This is a genomic window from Lewinella sp. LCG006 (assembly GCF_040784935.1).
Lineage (GTDB): Bacteria > Bacteroidota > Bacteroidia > Chitinophagales > Saprospiraceae > Lewinella.
The window spans coordinates 2,214,314-2,233,848 of sequence record NZ_CP160680.1 but is presented as its reverse complement, the minus strand read 5'-3'; the positions used below and the strand labels follow the sequence as shown (position 1 = coordinate 2,233,848).

Here is a 19,535-nt window from a genome sequence, read left to right as displayed (position 1 = left end):
ATGCATGTTGATGAAGAACATTTCATTGTTCCTGCTACTGCTATGCACGACCGTCTTCACCAAGCTACAAGCCCAGTCGGCGAAGGAGGAAGCTGCTATGGAAATGGTTGCTCACGACTTTATGCGAGCCTACAACCAGCAGGATGCCGCCGCCCTGCAAAATTTATACACCGAATATGCGACGCGGATTGATCAGGACGGTAAAAAACTGACCGGCGCCGACCAGATAGCCGCCTTTTTTGCCGAGCAATTTGAGCAGAGTGACAATACCTTATTCGTGCGGCATTCAGCAGTTAACTGGTCGGATCGGGAACACGCTTTTGTAACCAGTGGTACTTACGAAGTTTTCGGTAACCTAAAATCGGACGGTACTGCGGTTCATTTCACGGGCAGGTATTACAATTCTATGATGGAAGACAAGGGCCGCTGGCTAATCGCTGAATCTGTGCACCTGCCACTGGAGCCTGAGCAAGATAACCTTGCGGTTATCGATGGTCTCTACCAGGCGTTCTCCAGCGGCGACATACCCTCTGTACTTGGCGCTTTAGACCCTCAGGTAGTATGGAATGAAGCCGAAGGCAACGCCTTAGCTGTGGGTAATCCCTACATCGGCCCCGATGCCGTGCTGAATGGTGTTTTTGCCAAGATCGGTGCCGAGCACGAGTACTTCAACCTCAAAGATATTCAACTGCGCGAAATGGTTGATAACCAGGTGCTTGCTATCCTTCGCTATGATGCCAAGCGCAAGAGCAATGGTGCCCTCATCGACGCCCAGGTAGCTCACCTCTGGACCCTCCAGGATGGCAAGGTTACGGGCTTTCAGCAATACGTTGACACCAAGCAGTTGGCCGATGCTGCCGCCCGGCCTTAGCCTACGGTATAAGGCGTAGAAGGATTTTTGGTAGAGAGTAGAGAGACTGTTTTCTGTCTTCTTTACTATCTCTTTACCCTCTACTTTAGGGTCCAATACGGGACCCGTATCCCTCTACCTGTCCGTACCAGCTGAAAGTCCCGATTCTGCCATGGGGATCATCCTATCACAAATTTTAAAATCCTTCATTTCATGAAAAGCATTCTGCTCTTCACGGCACTGTTAAGTGCTGTCACCTTCACCAAAATTCACGCACAAATGAGTACCAATAATAGTGAAATGCAACGTTTTGCCCGCGACTACATGGCAGGGTATAATCAGCAGGATACCGATGCCTTAAAAGGTATGTATTCGGAATACGTATCCCGTATCGATCAGAATGGCAACGAAATGGTCGGCGCCAACGAGGTCATGGCTTACCTGTCTTCGCAGTTCCGCCTCAACAACGCCACGCTGCTCCTACGCCAGTCGAGTGTTCACTGGTCAGATGCCGAGCGCGCCTGGGTCGCCTTAGGTACTTACGAGATTTACGGCAAAACGATCGTCTACGATATCGATGTCCATACCACGGGTACCTACGCCAATACGATGATCAGAGACAAGGACCAGTGGAAAATTGCCAAAACTGTACTGACGCCCATCGTCAAGGTCCTGGTCTATCATGAGGTGAAAGACTTTGCCCATTGGAAGTCGGTCTTCAGTGAGGGGCTGCCCGAACTGAATGCAGCGGGTGGACGTAACTGCGAAATCGGAACGCTACAAGGCGCCCCGAACACCGCCTACGTTATCAGCGAATGGCCATCAATAGAAGCTTTCCAGGCCTTCTTTTCAGACCCTAATTTGAAAGCATCGATGGGCGAAGCCGGTGTGACCGGAAAGCCGACGGTGCTGATTCTGGATCGTCAATAGTTTATAAAAGACAGCACAAAAAAAGCCATAGGCATCCCTGTGGTATTTTTTGCGCTGTTATTAACTAACGTGAGATTTGGTATTAATCACTTGATTTTCAATAGTAATACACCATGTGCGACCTCTCCGAGGTCGAAGCAAGGCCTGAACGACTATTCTACCAATTTTTGACCCTGTCCGGCAAGCCTTGGCCAGACGGGCTCTCCGAGGTCATGCATAACATCTCGGAGAGATGTCATATTGGTAGCAAATACAAACGATTTCACTCACCCGACCTCGGAGAGGTCGCATATAATACCTCCAACCTCACCTTAACTATAAAAACCTATTACCATGAGACTCTTATTGTCCTCAATGTTTCTGTTTCTGGGCCTTACTACTACACTGGTTGCCCAAAAAGTTCACTTTTCCCAGGCTCATCCCTCTGCCGCGTCCAGGGCGGAATTGCACCAGGCTTACATGGAAGGCAACATGGATGCCGTTCTGGAAGCACCAGTCACGTTGACTGAAACTGGTTCTAACGCGCCGCTCGAGTTGAATACTAAACTGATAGAAACCAGTTCGGACTTTTACCCCGATTTCAACAGCATGGGCTACTACTACCTGGAAAACCAGCAATTGGAAGAAGCCAAGCAGGCTTTTTCGATCTACATGACGATGGCCGCCCAGGATCCCTACGCCTACTTCAGTATGGGCGAGTACTATCTGGAGACCAAAGAATACGACAAAGCAGCTCGATACTTTGATCAAGCAACGGCATTGGGCATGGAGCGGGCACAAGAGCGTGCCACTCTCGCCCGCGAAGAACAACTCAATAGTATCGTAGAAGAACAAAAATCAGGCTGGGAGTAGCTGTGCTGTTTCCCTCCGCCAACCTACTACCCATTAATAATAAAAAGTTATGAACTACACATCCCATTCCCACTGTCACCGGGCAATTACAAGCCTGGTCATCTGCCTCCTGGCATCATTTTTCCTCGCTGCCCAGTCTGCCAATCCGGTAGCTAAAGGAGCAATCATAGGAAAGTTACTGGATGAATGGCAAACCGAAGTCATGTATGCCTCGGTGGCTTTATTGCAAAATGATTCGCTGGTAGTTGGCAGCGCCATCAGTACTCCTACGGGTGATTTTCGCATTGAAAATGTCGCTGCCGGCAGCTACCGCCTGAGAGTCGACCATCTGGAATACGCTACCTATACCACCGAACCCATCACTGTTTCTGGTAAAGAAGCGATCACGGTTCCGGATATTAGGCTAACGAAGGCCATCGCCGAATTAGGCGAAGTAGTGGTCACCTACCGCAAACCCCCAGTAGAAATAAAGGCCGATCGCCTGGTTTTCAATGTGGACAGCAGTCCCAGTGCGTCGGGCACGAATGGACTCGACCTATTGAGAAAATCTCCTGGGGTAAGCGTAGATATGGATAACAATATCTCTCTGCTTGGGAAAAGTGGCGTACGTATTTACATCAATGATGTGCCCTCCCGCCTGTCGGGTGATGATCTGGTTACTTTGCTACAAAGTATCTCTTCGGACAATGTCCAAACCATTGAAATCATCACGAATCCATCGGCGAAATACGAAGCAGAAGGGAACGCCGGCATCATCAATTTTGTGATGAAGAGCAACCTGGCATTGGGTTACAATGGAAGCTTGTCCTCGAGTTTTAGCCAAGGTCGCTATTTTCGTAACAACAACACTACTACGCTTAATTACAGCGGGGAAAAGTTACGTGCCAATCTGGACGTCACGCAATCTAGCCAAACCTCCTTTGATACTTTTCTCGACACCAAGGAGCAGAACAATACCACCCTGGATTTGAACTCCACCGAGATCAGCAAACGCCGGGGTTGGAACGTTGCGGCGGGCCTGGAATCACAGTTGGGGGAGCGTCATTTACTCAGCCTCAACGCCCGAGGCTTGCTCAATCAGAACAACGATGTACTCGGTAGCCGAACGGACATTTTTAACAATGGGAGCAACGAACGATCCAACGTACTCCTTTCTCAATCCTTGGTTGAGCAACCCTCACAGAATTATGCTGCTGATCTGCATCACCAGTGGCAGCTGAACAGTACAAGTAGCCTGAATTCAGCGCTCAGCCTAGGTGCGTTTAGCAGTGACCGGCATACAGCGCAGCCCAATACCCTGCTGGCAGCCGACGAAGTAACGGTGGCAGGTATTGACAATGCTGAATTCGATGCGATGACGACCATCGGGCTGTGGTCGGCCAAGACGGACTACGAACGCGAATGGGAGCACTTTACCCTCTCCGCTGGTGGGAAGTATTCCCACATCAGTACGCAAAATAATTTTGTCTTCTATGATGCGGATAGTGAGGAATTGGTTCTGGATCCCACCAAGAGCAATGACTTTCAGTACACCGAAGATGTGGCTGCCGCTTACGCCATCGTTAACGCCCAACTGTCGCCAGCCTTGACCCTGAATGGCGGACTACGGATGGAACGCACCAACTCTCGCGGGCAATTGATCAGTGATTTGCCCCTCGACAACAAAGACGTCCCCCGTACCTACACCGATTTTTTTCCCAATGTGAGTTTGTCCTTTGCTGGGCAGAAAGATCACGCCTGGGGCCTTAGTTTGGGTAGGCGGATTACTCGCCCCAATTACCAGGATCTCAACCCCTTTGAAACGCCGATTAGCCAGCTTACCGTTTGGAAGGGCAATCCGTTCCTGAGTCCGAAATACACCATGAACTATCAGTTGTCCTACAGTTATAAGCAAAAGCTAATTGTAACGAATACCTACAGTGTAACCCGGGACTTTTTTGCCAGCATTTTTGAAATTACCGGAACGGGCAGCAACCAGATCATCCCCCGCAATATGCAACGGGCCACCGATTATGGCGTATCGCTCAGCTACCCGGTGGAAGTAACGAAAAACTGGACGGTTAATACCTTCCTGGAAGGATCTTACGCTACCTACAATGGGAACCTGGAAGGCACGCTGATCGATTTGGATAACACCAACTACAACTGTCGCTTGCAGAACAGTATCAAGCTGCCCGGCAACATACTCCTGGATCTCACCTATTCCGTAGGAAGCGATTGGGTCTGGAGAGGCTCGGTGCGGGTGCGGGGAAATCAAAGCGTAAACTTTGGATTGCGCAAGGATTTCTTCGACAAACAATTACAGCTACGGATTACGGGTGCCGATATCTTCAGGACGACCAACGACTATTTCTACCGCGGCGATTATGGTGGTATTCGGATCGATGGTGTGCGGTCTTTTGATACCCAACGCTTCGGTCTGGGTATCACCTGGAAGTTTGGCAATCAACAGGCGAAGACCCGCAAAAATACCAATAGCGCACTCGACGAAGAACTTAACCGAATTAACAACTAGTAGCATTCAGGTAGCCCTATTCTGGGTGAGCACCATAAAACCTTAACCTTATGCAATACTTAAAAATCATCCCTTTATTCATCATCGCTATCATCTTGACAAGTTCGCCGGTTTATGGCCAGTCGGAGCAGCAGCATTACGAATTAGTGCGACTTCGGGTCGTGCCGGGCCAAGAGCAGGCATTTATCCACGCACAGGCCAAAATGATGGAACGTTATCAATCTGCTTGTGACTGGCCCTGGCATTTTTATGTTTTCAGTGATCATACTTTCGAAGTGGTCTTACCAACTTGGGAGGGGGCAGAAAAGGATTGTCCAACCAGCCTTATTACTGGGTATTTTACCGAACTGGAAACCGTGCGTAACATGGTAGTCGTTGCGCCTGCCCAACCGCTTTATAAGCATTCCAATTTGAGTTATCTGCCAACGGAGTTGGACGGGAAAAGCTGGCCCGATCCCTATTATGAGGTGGTCACTTATCGGGTTGCTGCCGGGCAGTGGGGCCAAGCAATGGAGCACCTGCAAGAACTTGCGCTTATTCACAATAAAATGAATAGTCCGCTCACCTTTACCTGCTATTCGCAAGGAGGAGAAGGAGCAGAAAACACCTTTAAACTAGTCTATTCCGCCGAAGATCCGGATGACCTTGCCGAAAGGCGGGCAGTTCACGAGAACAACGCCCCCGGAGCACTGCGCTATTGGCGCAACAAGCTGCCATTGCTGGCCGAAGCGGTGAGTACTGTCACCGGGCGCTACGTCTACGAGCTTTCCCGGGGAGCGGAACAAGACCGACTGGGTGTAAGCAGTAGCCGGTACTGAAGAGTATACGCAATTCTGCTCCATCATTTAATGATGGGCTGCTTCTAGCCTGCCTGAACTTAATTAACTAAATCAGTAAGAGATTCCACGCCCTACGATTTTGAGTCGTAGAACCGTGGAGAAATAAAAACAATGAAAAAAGTAGGAATCATCGGTGGCTCCGGTTTCATCGGAGGTTACAACACCAAAAAATTTCTGGAAATTATCAAGGAAAGGCCCGGATGATTTATCAAAATAATGCTGCCAAGCAAGACTTGGGAGTTGAGTTTAATCCAGCCATTATTCCCTTGGCGAGGTTTTCAAGTTAGCAATTATTACTCGCTTTTTTAAGCTGCTACAAATCAGTGACTTGGCACTTATATTGCCAACCCTTGTAAAATAAGTCCATGCCTTTATTTCTCCCTTGTAAGTTAAGTCCATGCTTTTGTAAAGTACGTGAAAGGCATTTTTGTCGCTTCCACTGACCTTTATGGTATCGGAAATATTCCAGGTTTGATTACTCGACACTAACAAACACTAATCTTAAAACTTCATCCAAATGATATTACTATCCACCACAAAACAAGCGGGCAACTTCTTTGGCCGCACGGCACTTTTATGGGCGGCGCTACTGCTACTACCTTTTTCTCTTATAGCCCAAACCGGCGTTCCCGCCATACAGACGGCCAATGCAACACGTGAGGACATAATTGGCGAAGCGGGGCTTGATGATGCAAGAGGTACTATGGGGTGGTCCTTCACCGCTGAGTCCGAGATTACTGTATCTAGTTTGGGTATTTATGATTCCGGTGGAAATGGTTTGGCAACTGCCCATGATATTGGCATTTGGAATAGCAGTGGCACACTGTTGACTTCAGCCACCATTCCCAGTGGTAATGGTACTACCTTGATTGGTGGGTATCGTTATGTTCCCATTCCATCCATTACATTAAGTGCCGGTCAAGTTTATATAATTGGTGCTTTTTATCCCCAATTTAGCAGCGATAAGTTCATTTTTAGTTCGACACAAACCTATGCAACGCCCATTACCTACAGGGAGTCCCGCCAAACAAATCTTTTCTTTATGGTTCCTCCCGCTATGGCATTTCCGAATATTGTTTCTGGAGCAGACGAGGGATGGTTTGGTCCTAACTTTCTATGGAGTTTTGAAACCTGCCCGTCTGGCAATATCCTCTACGTGAACGACGACGCGACGGGTAATAATGATGGCTCCTCCTGGGCCGACGCCTTCACCGATTTGCAGGATGCACTGGCGAGTACTTGTCCGGGCATTACCCAAATCTGGGTGGCCGAAGGCACGTATGTCCCTGGCACTTTGCGTACCGATGCCTTTGTCATGAAAAACAACCTCGCCATCTACGGTGGTTTCCCCAATACGGGTAACCCAGGATTTGGCGAGCGCGATGAAGCCCCTGCCACCAATGGTACGGTCCTCAGTGGCGATATCGACGGGGACAATACCTTGGCAAACAACAGCTATCATGTCATTTTCAACAATGGCAATGGCCTCAACAGTACCGCTGTGCTCGATGGCTTCACCATCACGGGCGGGAATGCAGATGGAGGCTTTCCAAACGACACCGGCGGTGGAATGTCAAACGTCTCCTCCTCCCCCACGGTGTCCAACTGTACCTTCAGTGGTAACACCGCTATATCTGCCGGAGGAGGTATTGCGAATTTTAATGCTTCACCTACGATATCCCACTGTTTCTTTAATGGAAATTCAGCTGTCAATGGCGGAGGAATTCATAATGATTTATTTGGGTCGAAACCGCTAATCCTCAACTGTTCTTTTGCAGGAAATAGTGCGACTAATTTTGGTGGAGGTCTGATGAACAGAGAATTAGCCCGGCCCACAATAATCAATTGTAAGTTGTATGGAAATCAGGCAGGTCAAGTGGGCGGAGGAATGTATGTCTCCACTGGACAACCGACTATGATTAACTGTAGTATAAGTGGAAATTCCGCTTTCAATGGCGGAGGAATTTGTATATCAAGTGAGGGATCAATAACTTTAAGAAATTCAATACTATGGAACAATAGTTCTGAACTATTCTTCTTAGAACCAAGTTTTTTTCCTTCTATTGTCTCTAATTCCATTATACAGGGAGGCTATGCCCCTTGCGCCAACTGCCCTGACGGTAATGGTGATGTAGATCCCCTCTTCGTTGACCAGGCAAATGGTGACCTTCAGCTCCAGGAATGCTCCCCCGCGATTGACACCGGTGACGATACCGTTAATTCGACCAGCACTGACTTTGATGGTAACCCCCGCAACTTTGACGCGGTAAACGGTGGCATGACCATTGACCTGGGAGCGTACGAGTTTCAAGAAACAGCTCCGGCACTCCAAGCTGTTTGTCAAGACATTACCGTTTATCTGGATGAAACCGGTAACGCTACGATCACCGCCGCAGACGTAGACGGCGGCACCTCCTATGATTGTGGTAACGTCTCGCTTTCCGTTTCCCGGACGATGTTTGATTGTGACGACCGTACCAATATACCAGCTGGTCAGCTTCCTATTCCGGTTACCTTAACCGTTGAAGATATGTCGGGTAATATCAGTGATTGTATTGCTGAGGTGACGGTGCGGGACACGGTGGCTCCTCTCTTGACTTGTCAGGATGCTACCATTAGCCTGGACCAAAACGGCGAGGCAGATTTTGATTTCACCTTCGTTCGGACGGATGTTATCGTTAGCGCCATAGATGCTTGTGGTATACGGGCAACTGGATTAACCGAAAACCCCCGCACTTTAGACTGTAGCGATGTGGGAACGTTTTCGTTAACGGTCAGTGTCAGGGATTTTGAAAACAATGTTTCTGAACCTTGTACAGTTACCATCACGGTAGATGATCCTTTGAGCTTTTGTAATCAACCGCCCGTCGCTGCTTGTCAGTCGGTCAGTGTCGATGCGAATGAAAACTGCCTGGCAGAAGCTGTGGCTACTGCATTCGACGGAGGCTCCACCGATCCGGACATGGATATGCTGACGTTTTCCGTGAGTCCAGAAGGTCCCTACGGGTTAGGTATTACCAACGTAACCCTAACAGTAAGCGATGGAATGCTTTCGAGCCAGTGTATGACTACGTTGACGGTAATTGATGCCACACCACCTAGCATTGATTGTCCGGCGGACGCCACCGTGGAGTGTGATGAATCTACATTGCCCTCAGCCACTGGCATTGCCACTGGTATCGATAATTGTAGTATGCCAATTGTTACGTGGAATGACATTTTTGCCGCAGCTTGTGGCAATACCGGCGTAATTACCCGTATTTGGATGGCGACGGATGCTGCGGGCAACCCATCAAGCTGTAACCAGATCATCACCATAGTAGACACCACTCCGCCCACGATTGTCGTTCCTCCTGACGAAACGGTAGAATGTGGGGCATCTACAGCCCCTTCCGCAACAGGTACCGCCATCGGCACCGATGGCTGTGGTACACCTTCGGTTGACTATCTTGATACTTCTGTACCAGGCTGCGGCAATACCGAAACCATCACTCGGACGTGGACAGTGACCGATGCGTGTGGGAATATGGCTAGTAGTGAACAGATCATCACGGTAGTAGACACCACGCCCCCGAGCATCACCTGCCCAGGTGACGTTACGGTAGAATGCGGGATGTCAACAGCGCCTGCTGCTACGGGTATGGCCACTGGCTCCGACGTTTGCGGCACGGTAGCGATTACCTTCAGCGACAACACGGTCCCTGGTTGTGGCAACACCGAAACGATTACCCGTACCTGGACGGCTACTGATGCGTGTGGCAATCCCAGCACTTGTGTACAGATCATCACGGTAGTAGACACTACGCCACCGGTATTCAATTTCTCACCCACCGATTATACGGTGGAATGTGATGCTGAGATCGGCCTGCCAAATCTCCAGGCATTTGATTCCTGCTCTGAAGTAGTGTACAACTTTACGGAAGTACGTACCGATGGCGACTGCCATAACAACTATACCCTGACCCGTACCTGGACGGCTACCGATGGCTGTGGTAATTCAACGACGGAAGTACAAGTCGTCACCTTTGAAGATACTACCCCGCCGGTGATCGAGTTCAGCGATGGCTACATTAATCAGTACGAGCCAGGACAGGACGTATTTGTGGAGTGTTCTGAATATGGCAACATCTCTCAGCTGATCGCCAATTCAGCGTACGCTATTGATAACTGTAGTGGCCTGGTGGAAGTTGATTATGAATTGCAAGACCTCGGCACCTTCAATTGTCTGGAAGTCGGTTATTCTGGTCACTTGATAAGTACCTGGACGAGCAAGGACGAATGCGGCAATACCGCTACGGCAACCATCAACTGGTACCTGGTAGACGAAACTGCTCCTGTTTTCCAAGGCATACCTGAAGACGTTTGTGCAAGTACCTTACCTCCCGTTCCTAATGTGCAAGCAGTGGATGATTGCGAGTTTGCCACGCTCACCTTCGCTCAGTCTGATCCGATTGATTGCGAGGGCGGGCAGTACGTAGAACGCGCCTGGACAGCGATGGACTTGTGTGGCAATACTGCTACCGCTACGCAGCGGATTACCCTGAGTGACGCCAGTAGCCCGACCATCTCTATCGACTACCCGGGAATCAGTGTCGTCGCCGATGGTGATCAAATCGAGTTGCCGATTGATTGTAACCAGCCCGTCGAATTATCTATAGCTGATTTGGAAGCGGCCATTCAGGTGGAAGATGGATGTAGCACCACAACTTTCAGCATTGAGCTCAACTTGCAGGATGAAGGCGACTGTCGGGAAGACGGCTACGTGGCTCGTTATCGCCTGAACGTGATAGCAGAGGATGCTTGCGGAAATACGGCCAATTTCGGTCTGATGATTGATTTTGTGGATACTACACCGCCCGTCGTAATGGGGGCAGCAATGATTACCGTCAACTGTGGGGAGGATATTCCTACTCTGGTTGCCGAAGATGCTTGTGGTGATATCGACATTACGACTTACGTAGACAGTGCGCCCATTGTGGGAGGTTGTGCCAGTGATCCGCAAGTGATAGAAAGAGTCTGGACGGTGAGTGATTTATGTGGCAATACGACCACCTTTACCCAGATCATCAATGTGGTCGATCTTAGTGGGCCGGTATTCAGCGGCGTTCCTGCTGATGCTTGCAACACCACCACGCTGACGGCGAATGTAACCGCTTTTGATGCTTGCTCTGGTATGCCTGCGGAGGTGACCCTGAGCGAGGTGATGAGCAACGAGCCCGGTTGTGGACAGGTGCTCACCCGCACCTGGTCGGCCACTGATGTTTGCGGCAATACCTCCACGGCTACCCAGCAAGTGTTCTTTATGGATAACAATGCGCCAATGATCAGCTTTAACCATCCATTGTTGGTAGGGCTGGAAAGTGGCGACGAGCTGTTCCTGTCCGTAGGCGACGGTTTTGGAGATCCTAATGATCCATTGATTTTCACAGCTGATGCGGTGAGTGTAACGGATAACTGTGCTTCGGATATTGCGAGCATAGTGAATGTTACGACCACTATCTCGGAAGATTGTGCAGCAGATGGTTTTCTTGCACGGTACAATTACAGATGGACAGCGACCGACCCCTGTGGCAACTCGGCGAAGAGGAGCCTTACGGTCTTTTACGTTGATGGCAACGCCCCTGATTTTTTCAATGTGCCAGCAGATGTCACCGTCTTCTGTGACGATGTACCCGAAGTAGCAAACGTACAAGTGAGCGACGACTTCGACGAAGAAGTGGACGTGATCTTCACCGAAACACAGGCAAGTACGCCAAGTGGTTTACTGATTACCCGCACTTGGACCGCGACGGATGATTGTGGCAATACCAGCACAGCAGAGCAGCAAATTTTGGTCGCCAACAACGACCTCACAGCCTCCTTCAGCTTTGGGAATATCATTGAATGTAATAGTCAGAACAATCGCCTGGGCGTGACGGTCAATGGTGGTACAGCCCCTTACAGCTACGCTTGGCAACTAACGTCTCCTTTAGAAGATGGTTACATTACCAGTGATCCTACCCGACGGGGTATCCTGTTCACGATGGGCTACATCACCCAAACGTTTACGGTGCTGATCACGGACGCGAATGGTTGTGAACTAGTGGCATCTGTGACCATTGTTTGTGACTACTCTGGCGAAGAAGGCCTGATTAGCAGCAATGGCAACGGCCTGGATGAGATGAGTGTCTACCCCAATCCTGCGACTGACCAGATTAAGGTTAAAGCAGTAGGGTTTGCGGAAACGCAGGTCAAGGTGAGTGTGTACAGCCTTTTAGGGCAAGTTATTTACCAGGCAACTTACGAGCAGTGGCCATTTGAAGGGATCATGCTCGACACCCGGGCGTATCCGGAAGGTACGTATGTACTGCGTTTTGAAACGCGAGAAGCGGAGCCGATGGTGCAAGAGTTTGTGGTATTTCATTAAAGTAAGTTTTGCCTTAAAGCCTCACGTTGAAATGTCTTAAACCCATAGCTTGTTTGGAGTGCAACTCTTGATGGAGTTGCGCTCCATTATGTACCACCTGGACTGAAATTACGCAGCTTACTTCTCAAGCTTCCGGCAATGGAGTGGGGCAGCGGCTGCTCACCCAGCTCCGAGCAACAGATCAGGTACTGGATCAGACCATTACAGGCATGACTGCTTTCAATACAGAACTGGCGATTTATCAAGGTCTCTTACAACGTACAACAGCTGACAACGAAACGCGCTACAAACTGGCAAATATCAAATCTTCTCCGATAACGTCGGCCAATAACACACCGTCTGGTTTGTCTGACTTGCCGCTCGGAAAGACAGGCCTACCGCTCGGACAGCAGCTTAATAGTAGTTAAATGCTAGCTGTAAATTTGAACTATGGTCTAACCTTTCGCTTGTGAAAGATCAGTAGATAATACAAAAGACTAAAACTTTATACTATGCTTAGATTACACCTTTTCTTACTTTCCTTTTTTATCCCCTTGTGGATGATGGCGCAAGTTGTCGTCACCAATACCAATGACAGCGGCCCCGGTAGCCTGCGTGCAGCGATAACTGCTGTCAACACTAACCCCGCTACCGACAATATCACCTTCAATATTAATGGGGGCGGCCCTCAGACGATTACGCCACTTACCAGTTTGCCCGCTATTAGTGATGCAGATATTGTCATAGATGGAACCTCACAGCCGGGCTATGCCGGTACGCCATTGATTACCATTGATGGTATAAACGTTACGCTTGATGGGGTTAGTGTAACCAGTGATAACAGCATCGTTCAGGGCCTGAAAGTGGTCAATTTTGGCAGGAGTGGTATCATCTTATTCAACTGTGATGGTGCGACGATCAGGAACAATGTTGTCGTCAATAATGGTGCAGCGCAAATTGAATCTTCCGGCAGTATCAATGGTCGTGTTGAAAATAATATCATTAATATTGATGAAAACGGGATAGTTGGTACCCAAGGAATTGCCGGCGTTTGGTTACAGTTTGTTACTACTGGGTACGTCATCAGAGAAAACACCATCGGTTCTACAAACATCCCTACCGCTGGACTTATAGTACTACTTAACGCGAGTGTCTCTGGCAATACCATCGAAAACAACTATATCGGCACCGATGCTAATGGGGCCGATTATGGTAATCCAGTTAACAATGGTGTCTTCATGCAAGGGTCGAGCAATAACAGTATTGTATCGAATACGATTGCCTTTAATAAGGACGGAATTCGGGCTTTTGTTCCAGGTACGCAACAAAATTTATACTCCGAAAATCATTTTCGTTGTAATGTTTCTCCTATAAATAATCTTGACGGGGCTAATGCGGGAATCCAGCCACCAACTATTACTATTGCTGCTACCAATGAAATCAGTGGAACTGCGTCACCTAATGCACTTGTAGAACTTTATGTGCAAGACAATACGGCCTGCCCGGGTTCTGCTGTTTGCCAGGGCGACTACCTGCAAACAACAACGGCCAATGGCACCGGTGATTGGGTGATGCCCGTGAGTCTGCCGGTAGGAGCCATTGTTACCGCCCTTCAGATTGATCCTGCTACTTCCAACACCTCTGAGTTAGCTGGCTGTACAACAGTGCAGCTGGTCGTCACCAACACCAACGATAGCGGCCCCGGTAGCCTGCGTGCAGCGATAACTGCTGTCAACGCTAACCCCGCTATCGACAATATCACCTTCAATATTAATGGGGGCGGTCCTCAGACGATTACGCCACTTACCGGTTTGCCCGCTATTAGTGATGCAGGTATTATCATAGATGGAACCTCACAGCCGGGCTATGCCGGTACGCCATTGATTACCATTGATGGTACAAATGTTGGGTTTGATGGGATTAGTGTAACCAGTGATAACAGCATTGTTCAGGGCCTGAAAGTGGTCAATTGTGTCAGGAATGGTATCATCCTATTCAACTGTGATGGTGCGACGATCAGGAATAATGTTGTCGTCAATAATGGTGCAGCGCAAATTGAATCTACCGGCAGTATCAATGGTCGTGTTGAAAATAATATCATTAATATTGATGAAAACGGGATAGTTGGTACCCAAGGAACTGCCGGCATTTGGTTACAGTTTGTTACTACTGGGTACGTCATCAGAGAAAACACCATCGGTTCTACAAACATCCCTACCGCTGGACTTATAGTACTACTTAACGCGAGTGTCTCTGGCAATACCATCGAAAACAACTATATCGGCACCGATGCTAATGGGGCCGATTATGGTAATCCAGTTAACAATGGTGTCTTCATGCAAGGGTCGAGCAATAACAGTATTGTATCGAATACGATTGCCTTTAATAAGGACGGAATTCGGGCTTTTGTTCCAGGTACGCAACAAAATTTATACTCCGAAAATCATTTTCGTTGTAATGTTTCTCCTATAAATAATCTTGAAGGGGCTAATGCGGGAATCCAGCCACCAATTATTACGAGTGCAGTTACCAATGAAATCAGTGGAACTGCGTCACCTAATGCACTTGTAGAACTTTATGTGCAAGACAATACGGCCTGCCCGGGTTCTGCTGTTTGCCAGGGCGACTACCTGCAAACAACAACGGCCAATGGTACCGGTGATTGGGTGATACCCGTAAGTCTACCGGCAGGAGCCATTGTTACCGCCCTTCAGATTGATCCTGCTACTTCCAATACCTCTGAGTTAGCTAGCTGTGCAACAGTGGAGCCTCCTGATACGGAAGATCCGGTAGCTATTTGCCCCGGCAATATTACAATCGGTAATACGGCTGGACGGTGTGATGCAATTGTTACTTTCAACATTGATGCAACCGATGATCGACCCGGCGTAAGCGTGAGCAGTGATCCACTTTCAGGTAGTTTATTTCCTATAGGAATGACTACAGTTACCGTAACGGCTACCGATGCCGTAGGTAAAACGGATGTTTGTACCTTCAATGTGACCGTTAATGATACCCAAGCCCCAGTAGCTACCTGCCCTGGCGCAGATATTACGGCCGACAACGATTCTGGTGCCTGCGGAGCAGTGGTTACCTTTGCTTTTGATGTTTCCGATAATTGCCCGGGGGCTACGGTAACAAGTAACCCTGCCTCTGGCAGTTTCTTCGAAGTAGGCACCACAACGGTCACCGTTACCGCAACTGATGCTGCTGGCCTTACCGACGAATGTACCTTTGATGTAATCGTTAATGATGTAGAAATTCCGGTATTCGATCTGTCTTGCCAAGTTGATGCTGTATTTACTACGGAAACCGTTGGAACTTGTCCTGCAGCTGCCATGATTTCTTTGAACGAGGGAGATGAACTCACCATCGCTGACGGTTGGATGGTTGGTGGTGTTGATATTTCATCATTAGAAGGCTGTGTGTCTGATAATTGTACCGACGACGCTGATCTGATTATCCATGTTGATGATATAGCAGTTGTAGATGAGAGTAGCTGTAGTCGCATGATTACCGTCACTTTTATCGCCGAGGATGAATCTGGCAACTTCTCTGATCCTTTCATCCACAACTACACTTTCCTTGATGACACCGCACCCGTTTTTGATCTGGCTTGCCAGATTGACGCTACTTTCTTTACTGAAGATGGCAACGTCTGCCCCGCCGACGCCACCATCTCCCTCAACGAAGGCGATGAGATTGACGTTTTCACCGGCTGGACGGTGGGAGGCGTTGATATTCTCCCCCTCCAAGGCTGTGTAGGTGATAACTGTACCAACGAAGGGGATTTGACTATCACCGTAGATGATATTACCGTGGTGGACGAAAGTTCCTGTAGCCGGACCATTACGATCACCTTCCTGGCCGACGACGGCTGTGGCAACGTTTCTGAACCTTTCGTATGCAACTACACCTTCATTGATGATACTGCCCCAGTCTTCGACCTGGCTTGCCAGATTGATGCGGTATTTACGACAGAAGATGGCAACGTCTGCCCCGCCGATGCCACCATCTCCCTCAACGAAGGCGATGAGATCGACGTGTTTACCGGCTGGACGGTAGGTGGCGTTGATATTCTCCCACTCCAAGGTTGTGTAGGTGACAACTGCACCGCCGAAGGCGATTTGACCATCACCGTCGATGACATCACCGTGGTGGACGATGGCACTTGTAGCCGCGTTATCACCATTACCTTCATTGCGGACGATGGTTGTGGTAACTTCTCCGAGCCTTTCGTGTGCAACTACACCTTCATCGACAATACTGGCCCCGAGGTGAGCTTCAATGGTATTCCTGACGGAGGTACTTATGTCGTAGAGTGTGATCTACCTTCGACGACTTGGGATCCCTTGATCGATATTAGCGAACTGACGATTTCTGACAACTGCTCCGCTATCGATTTTGCCGGAATTACGGAGGTCTTGACACAACTGTACGACGGCCCCTGTGTGGGCAATGTACTTACGCGTTGGCAGCAGGTGTTTACCGTGCAGGATATTTGTGGCAACACGACCGTCTACACCCTCTTCACCGAGATCATCGATACGACGCCACCGGCGTTTACCTCTTCGCCTGCTGATGTGACCATCGAGTGCGATGAGACCGCTCCCGTGCCTCAGCTGGAAGCGTTTGACTCCTGTTCGGAAGTGATCTACAATTTCAACGAAGTACGTACCGACGGCGACTGCCCCAACAACTACACCCTGACGCGTACCTGGCTGGCTTCGGACGGCTGTGGCAACACGAGCGTAGAAACGCAGATCGTAACCGTGGAAGACACCACCCCACCCGTCATAGAGTTTACCGACGAATACATTGATCAGTACCAACCAGGACAGGATGTGTTTGTGGAATGTTCCGAATACGGCAACATCTCCCAGATCATTGCCAACAGCGCCCTTGCTTTTGACAATTGCAGCGGCCAGACGGAAGTGAGTTATTCCTTGGAAGACATGGGTAATTTCGATTGTCAGGAGTACGGTTACTCTGGTCATTTCGTAAGTACCTGGAAAACCAAGGACGAATGTGGCAACGAAAGCGTAGCGACCATCAATTGGTTCCTCGTGGACGAAACCGCTCCTGTATTCCAGGGACTACCCGAAGATGCCTGTGCCAGCCTGGACAACCTACCTCCGGTAGCGGATGTACAAGCCGTAGACGACTGCGAATTGGCGGTGCTGACCTTCAGCCAGTCGGATCCGATTGACTGTGACGGCGGCCAATACATCGAGCGTACCTGGACAGCAGAAGATGCCTGTGGCAACAGTGCCTCTTACACCCAGCGCATCAGCCTCAACGGCACCAGTGGACCTACCATCACCATCGACTACCCAGAAATTGGGGACGTGATGGACGGTGATTTGATCCAACTGCCCGTGGATTGTGATCAGGACATTGCCTTCTCCGTGGAGGAATTGGAAGCAGCCATCAGTGTGGGCAGTGGTTGCGGAAGCGGCTCCTCCAGCATCGAACTCAACCTCATGGACGAGGGCGACTGTCAGGAAAACGGCTACTTCGCGCGCTACCGCCTCAATGTGACGGCCACTGACGCTTGTGGCAACACTTCTAATTTGAGCATTACGATTGACTTCGTGGACATGACGCCACCCGTGGTGAGCAGTGCCAACGAACTGACGCTGAACTGTGGCGACGAGATCCCCATGATCGAAGCAACGGATGCCTGTGGCGAAATTGCCAGCATGACCTTTGTGGACAGTGCGCCCATCGAAGTGAGCTGCGCGGCCAACCCGGTAGCTTACGATCGCACCTGGACCGTGACGGACAATTGCGGCAACGCAACGACCTTTGTCCAGAGCATCATCGTGCTCGACAATGCAGGACCCGTATTCAGCGGCGTACCCGCCGATATGTGTAACAATACCGGCATCGACGTAGTCGTAACGGCAGTAGATGGCTGTACCGGCCAGCAGGCCCAGGTCTTCTTTGAAGAAGTGATGAGCAGTGAAAGCGGTTGCGGCGAAGTACTGACCCGCACCTGGACAGCAACAGATGCCTGTGGCAACACTTCCGTAGCGACGCAGCAAGTCTTCTTTGATGACGACGTGGCGCCAGAAATTGAATTCACCAGTGACCTGGTCTTTGGTCTGGAAAGTGGTGACGAACTGTTCCTTACCGTAGGTGACGGACTTGGTGATCCTAACGATCCGCTGTTCCTGACTGCTGACGATGTGACCGTGACGGACAACTGTGCTTCCATTACCGCACAAGTAATTGTGGAAACGACCATTTCCGACGATTGTGCCGCTGATGGTTACCTGGCCCGCTACGACTACAAATTTATCGCGACTGATCCTTGTGGTAACACCAGCTCGGCTAAGCTGACCGTCTTCTACGTGGACAACAATGCACCGGACTTCTTCAACGTACCGGATGATGTGGATGTATTCTGTACCGCGGTACCAGAAGTAGCTAACGTCATTGCCAGCGATGATTACGACGAAGAAGTGGAAGTGATCTTCTCCGAAACTTCGACGACTACGCCGGAGGGACTTTTGATCACTCGCACCTGGAAAGCTTCCGATAGCTGTGGCAATACCAACTCGGTAAGCCAGAACATCCTGGTGGTGAACAACGACATCAACGCTACCTTCAGCTTCGGCGGCCCCGTCATTGAGTGTAACAGCGACAACAACCGTCTGGGCGTGACCCCTACCGGTGGCACACCGCCCTACACCTACCAGTGGCAGCTGACCTTCCCGCTGGAAGACGGCTACATCACGACCGATCCTACCCTTCCAGGTATCCTGTTCACGATGGGTTACATCACGCAGACCTTCAGTGTATTGATCACCGATGCCAACGGTTGTGAGTACCTCGCTTCAGTAACCGTAGTCTGTGACTTCTCTGACGACGAGGGAGACTTTACCGGAAACGGTAATGATGGCGCATTCAGCATGAATGTGTACCCGAATCCGGTGAGTGACCAGCTTATGGTGAAAGCAGTAAATGCTGCTGAAGAAAAGGTAACCGTAAGTATTTACAGCCTGCTAGGGCAGGTAGTGTACCAAAAGACCTACGCGGATTGGCCAATAGAGGGGGGTGCTATTGATACCCGTCTTTATCCGGCTGGAACTTACCTGCTGCGTTTAGACACACCAGGTGCTGAACCGATGATAGAAGAGGTTGTGATTTTACGTTAAG

8 protein-coding genes are annotated in these 19,535 nt (G+C 49.6%); all 8 read left to right on the top strand.

All coding sequences use genetic code 11. The features are described from left to right. Positions 1 to 10 precede the first annotated feature (10 nt). The 8 genes from AB0L18_RS07665 to AB0L18_RS07630 all read left to right on the top strand — a co-directional run bounded on the left by AB0L18_RS07665 (position 11) and on the right by AB0L18_RS07630 (position 19,534). Positions 11 to 871 carry a nuclear transport factor 2 family protein gene (locus AB0L18_RS07665; RefSeq protein WP_367392003.1) on the top strand — a complete coding sequence of 287 codons (861 nt, stop codon included), beginning with the start codon at positions 11 to 13 and terminating at the stop codon, positions 869 to 871. Positions 872 to 1,063: 192 nt separating this feature from the next. Beyond that, positions 1,064 to 1,780 (top strand): nuclear transport factor 2 family protein, encoded by a 717-nt coding sequence (locus AB0L18_RS07660; protein WP_367392002.1) that lies wholly within the window; start codon positions 1,064 to 1,066, stop codon positions 1,778 to 1,780. Between the two features lie 333 nt (positions 1,781 to 2,113). Beyond that, positions 2,114 to 2,632 carry a tetratricopeptide repeat protein gene (locus AB0L18_RS07655; RefSeq protein ID WP_367392001.1) on the top strand — a complete coding sequence of 173 codons (519 nt, stop codon included), beginning with the start codon at positions 2,114 to 2,116 and terminating at the stop codon, positions 2,630 to 2,632. Positions 2,633 to 2,681: 49 nt separating this feature from the next. Beyond that, the gene (locus tag AB0L18_RS07650) at positions 2,682 to 5,147 is read left to right on the top strand and encodes a TonB-dependent receptor (protein ID WP_367392000.1); all 2,466 of its coding nucleotides are present in this window, start codon (positions 2,682 to 2,684) and stop codon (positions 5,145 to 5,147) included. A gap of 50 nt (positions 5,148 to 5,197) precedes the next feature. Then, positions 5,198 to 5,965 (top strand): hypothetical protein, encoded by a 768-nt coding sequence (locus AB0L18_RS07645; protein WP_367391999.1) that lies wholly within the window; start codon positions 5,198 to 5,200, stop codon positions 5,963 to 5,965. A gap of 538 nt (positions 5,966 to 6,503) precedes the next feature. Continuing rightward, the gene (locus tag AB0L18_RS07640; protein ID WP_367391998.1) at positions 6,504 to 12,392 is read left to right on the top strand and encodes a T9SS type A sorting domain-containing protein; all 5,889 of its coding nucleotides are present in this window, start codon (positions 6,504 to 6,506) and stop codon (positions 12,390 to 12,392) included. 143 nt (positions 12,393 to 12,535) lie between these two features. Further along, a complete protein-coding gene (locus AB0L18_RS07635) occupies positions 12,536 to 12,799 on the top strand; it encodes a hypothetical protein (RefSeq protein ID WP_367391997.1) in 264 nt (87 codons plus the stop codon). Positions 12,800 to 12,883: 84 nt separating this feature from the next. Beyond that, the gene (locus AB0L18_RS07630; RefSeq protein WP_367391996.1) at positions 12,884 to 19,534 is read left to right on the top strand and encodes an HYR domain-containing protein; all 6,651 of its coding nucleotides are present in this window, start codon (positions 12,884 to 12,886) and stop codon (positions 19,532 to 19,534) included. Position 19,535: the final 1 nt, after the last annotated feature.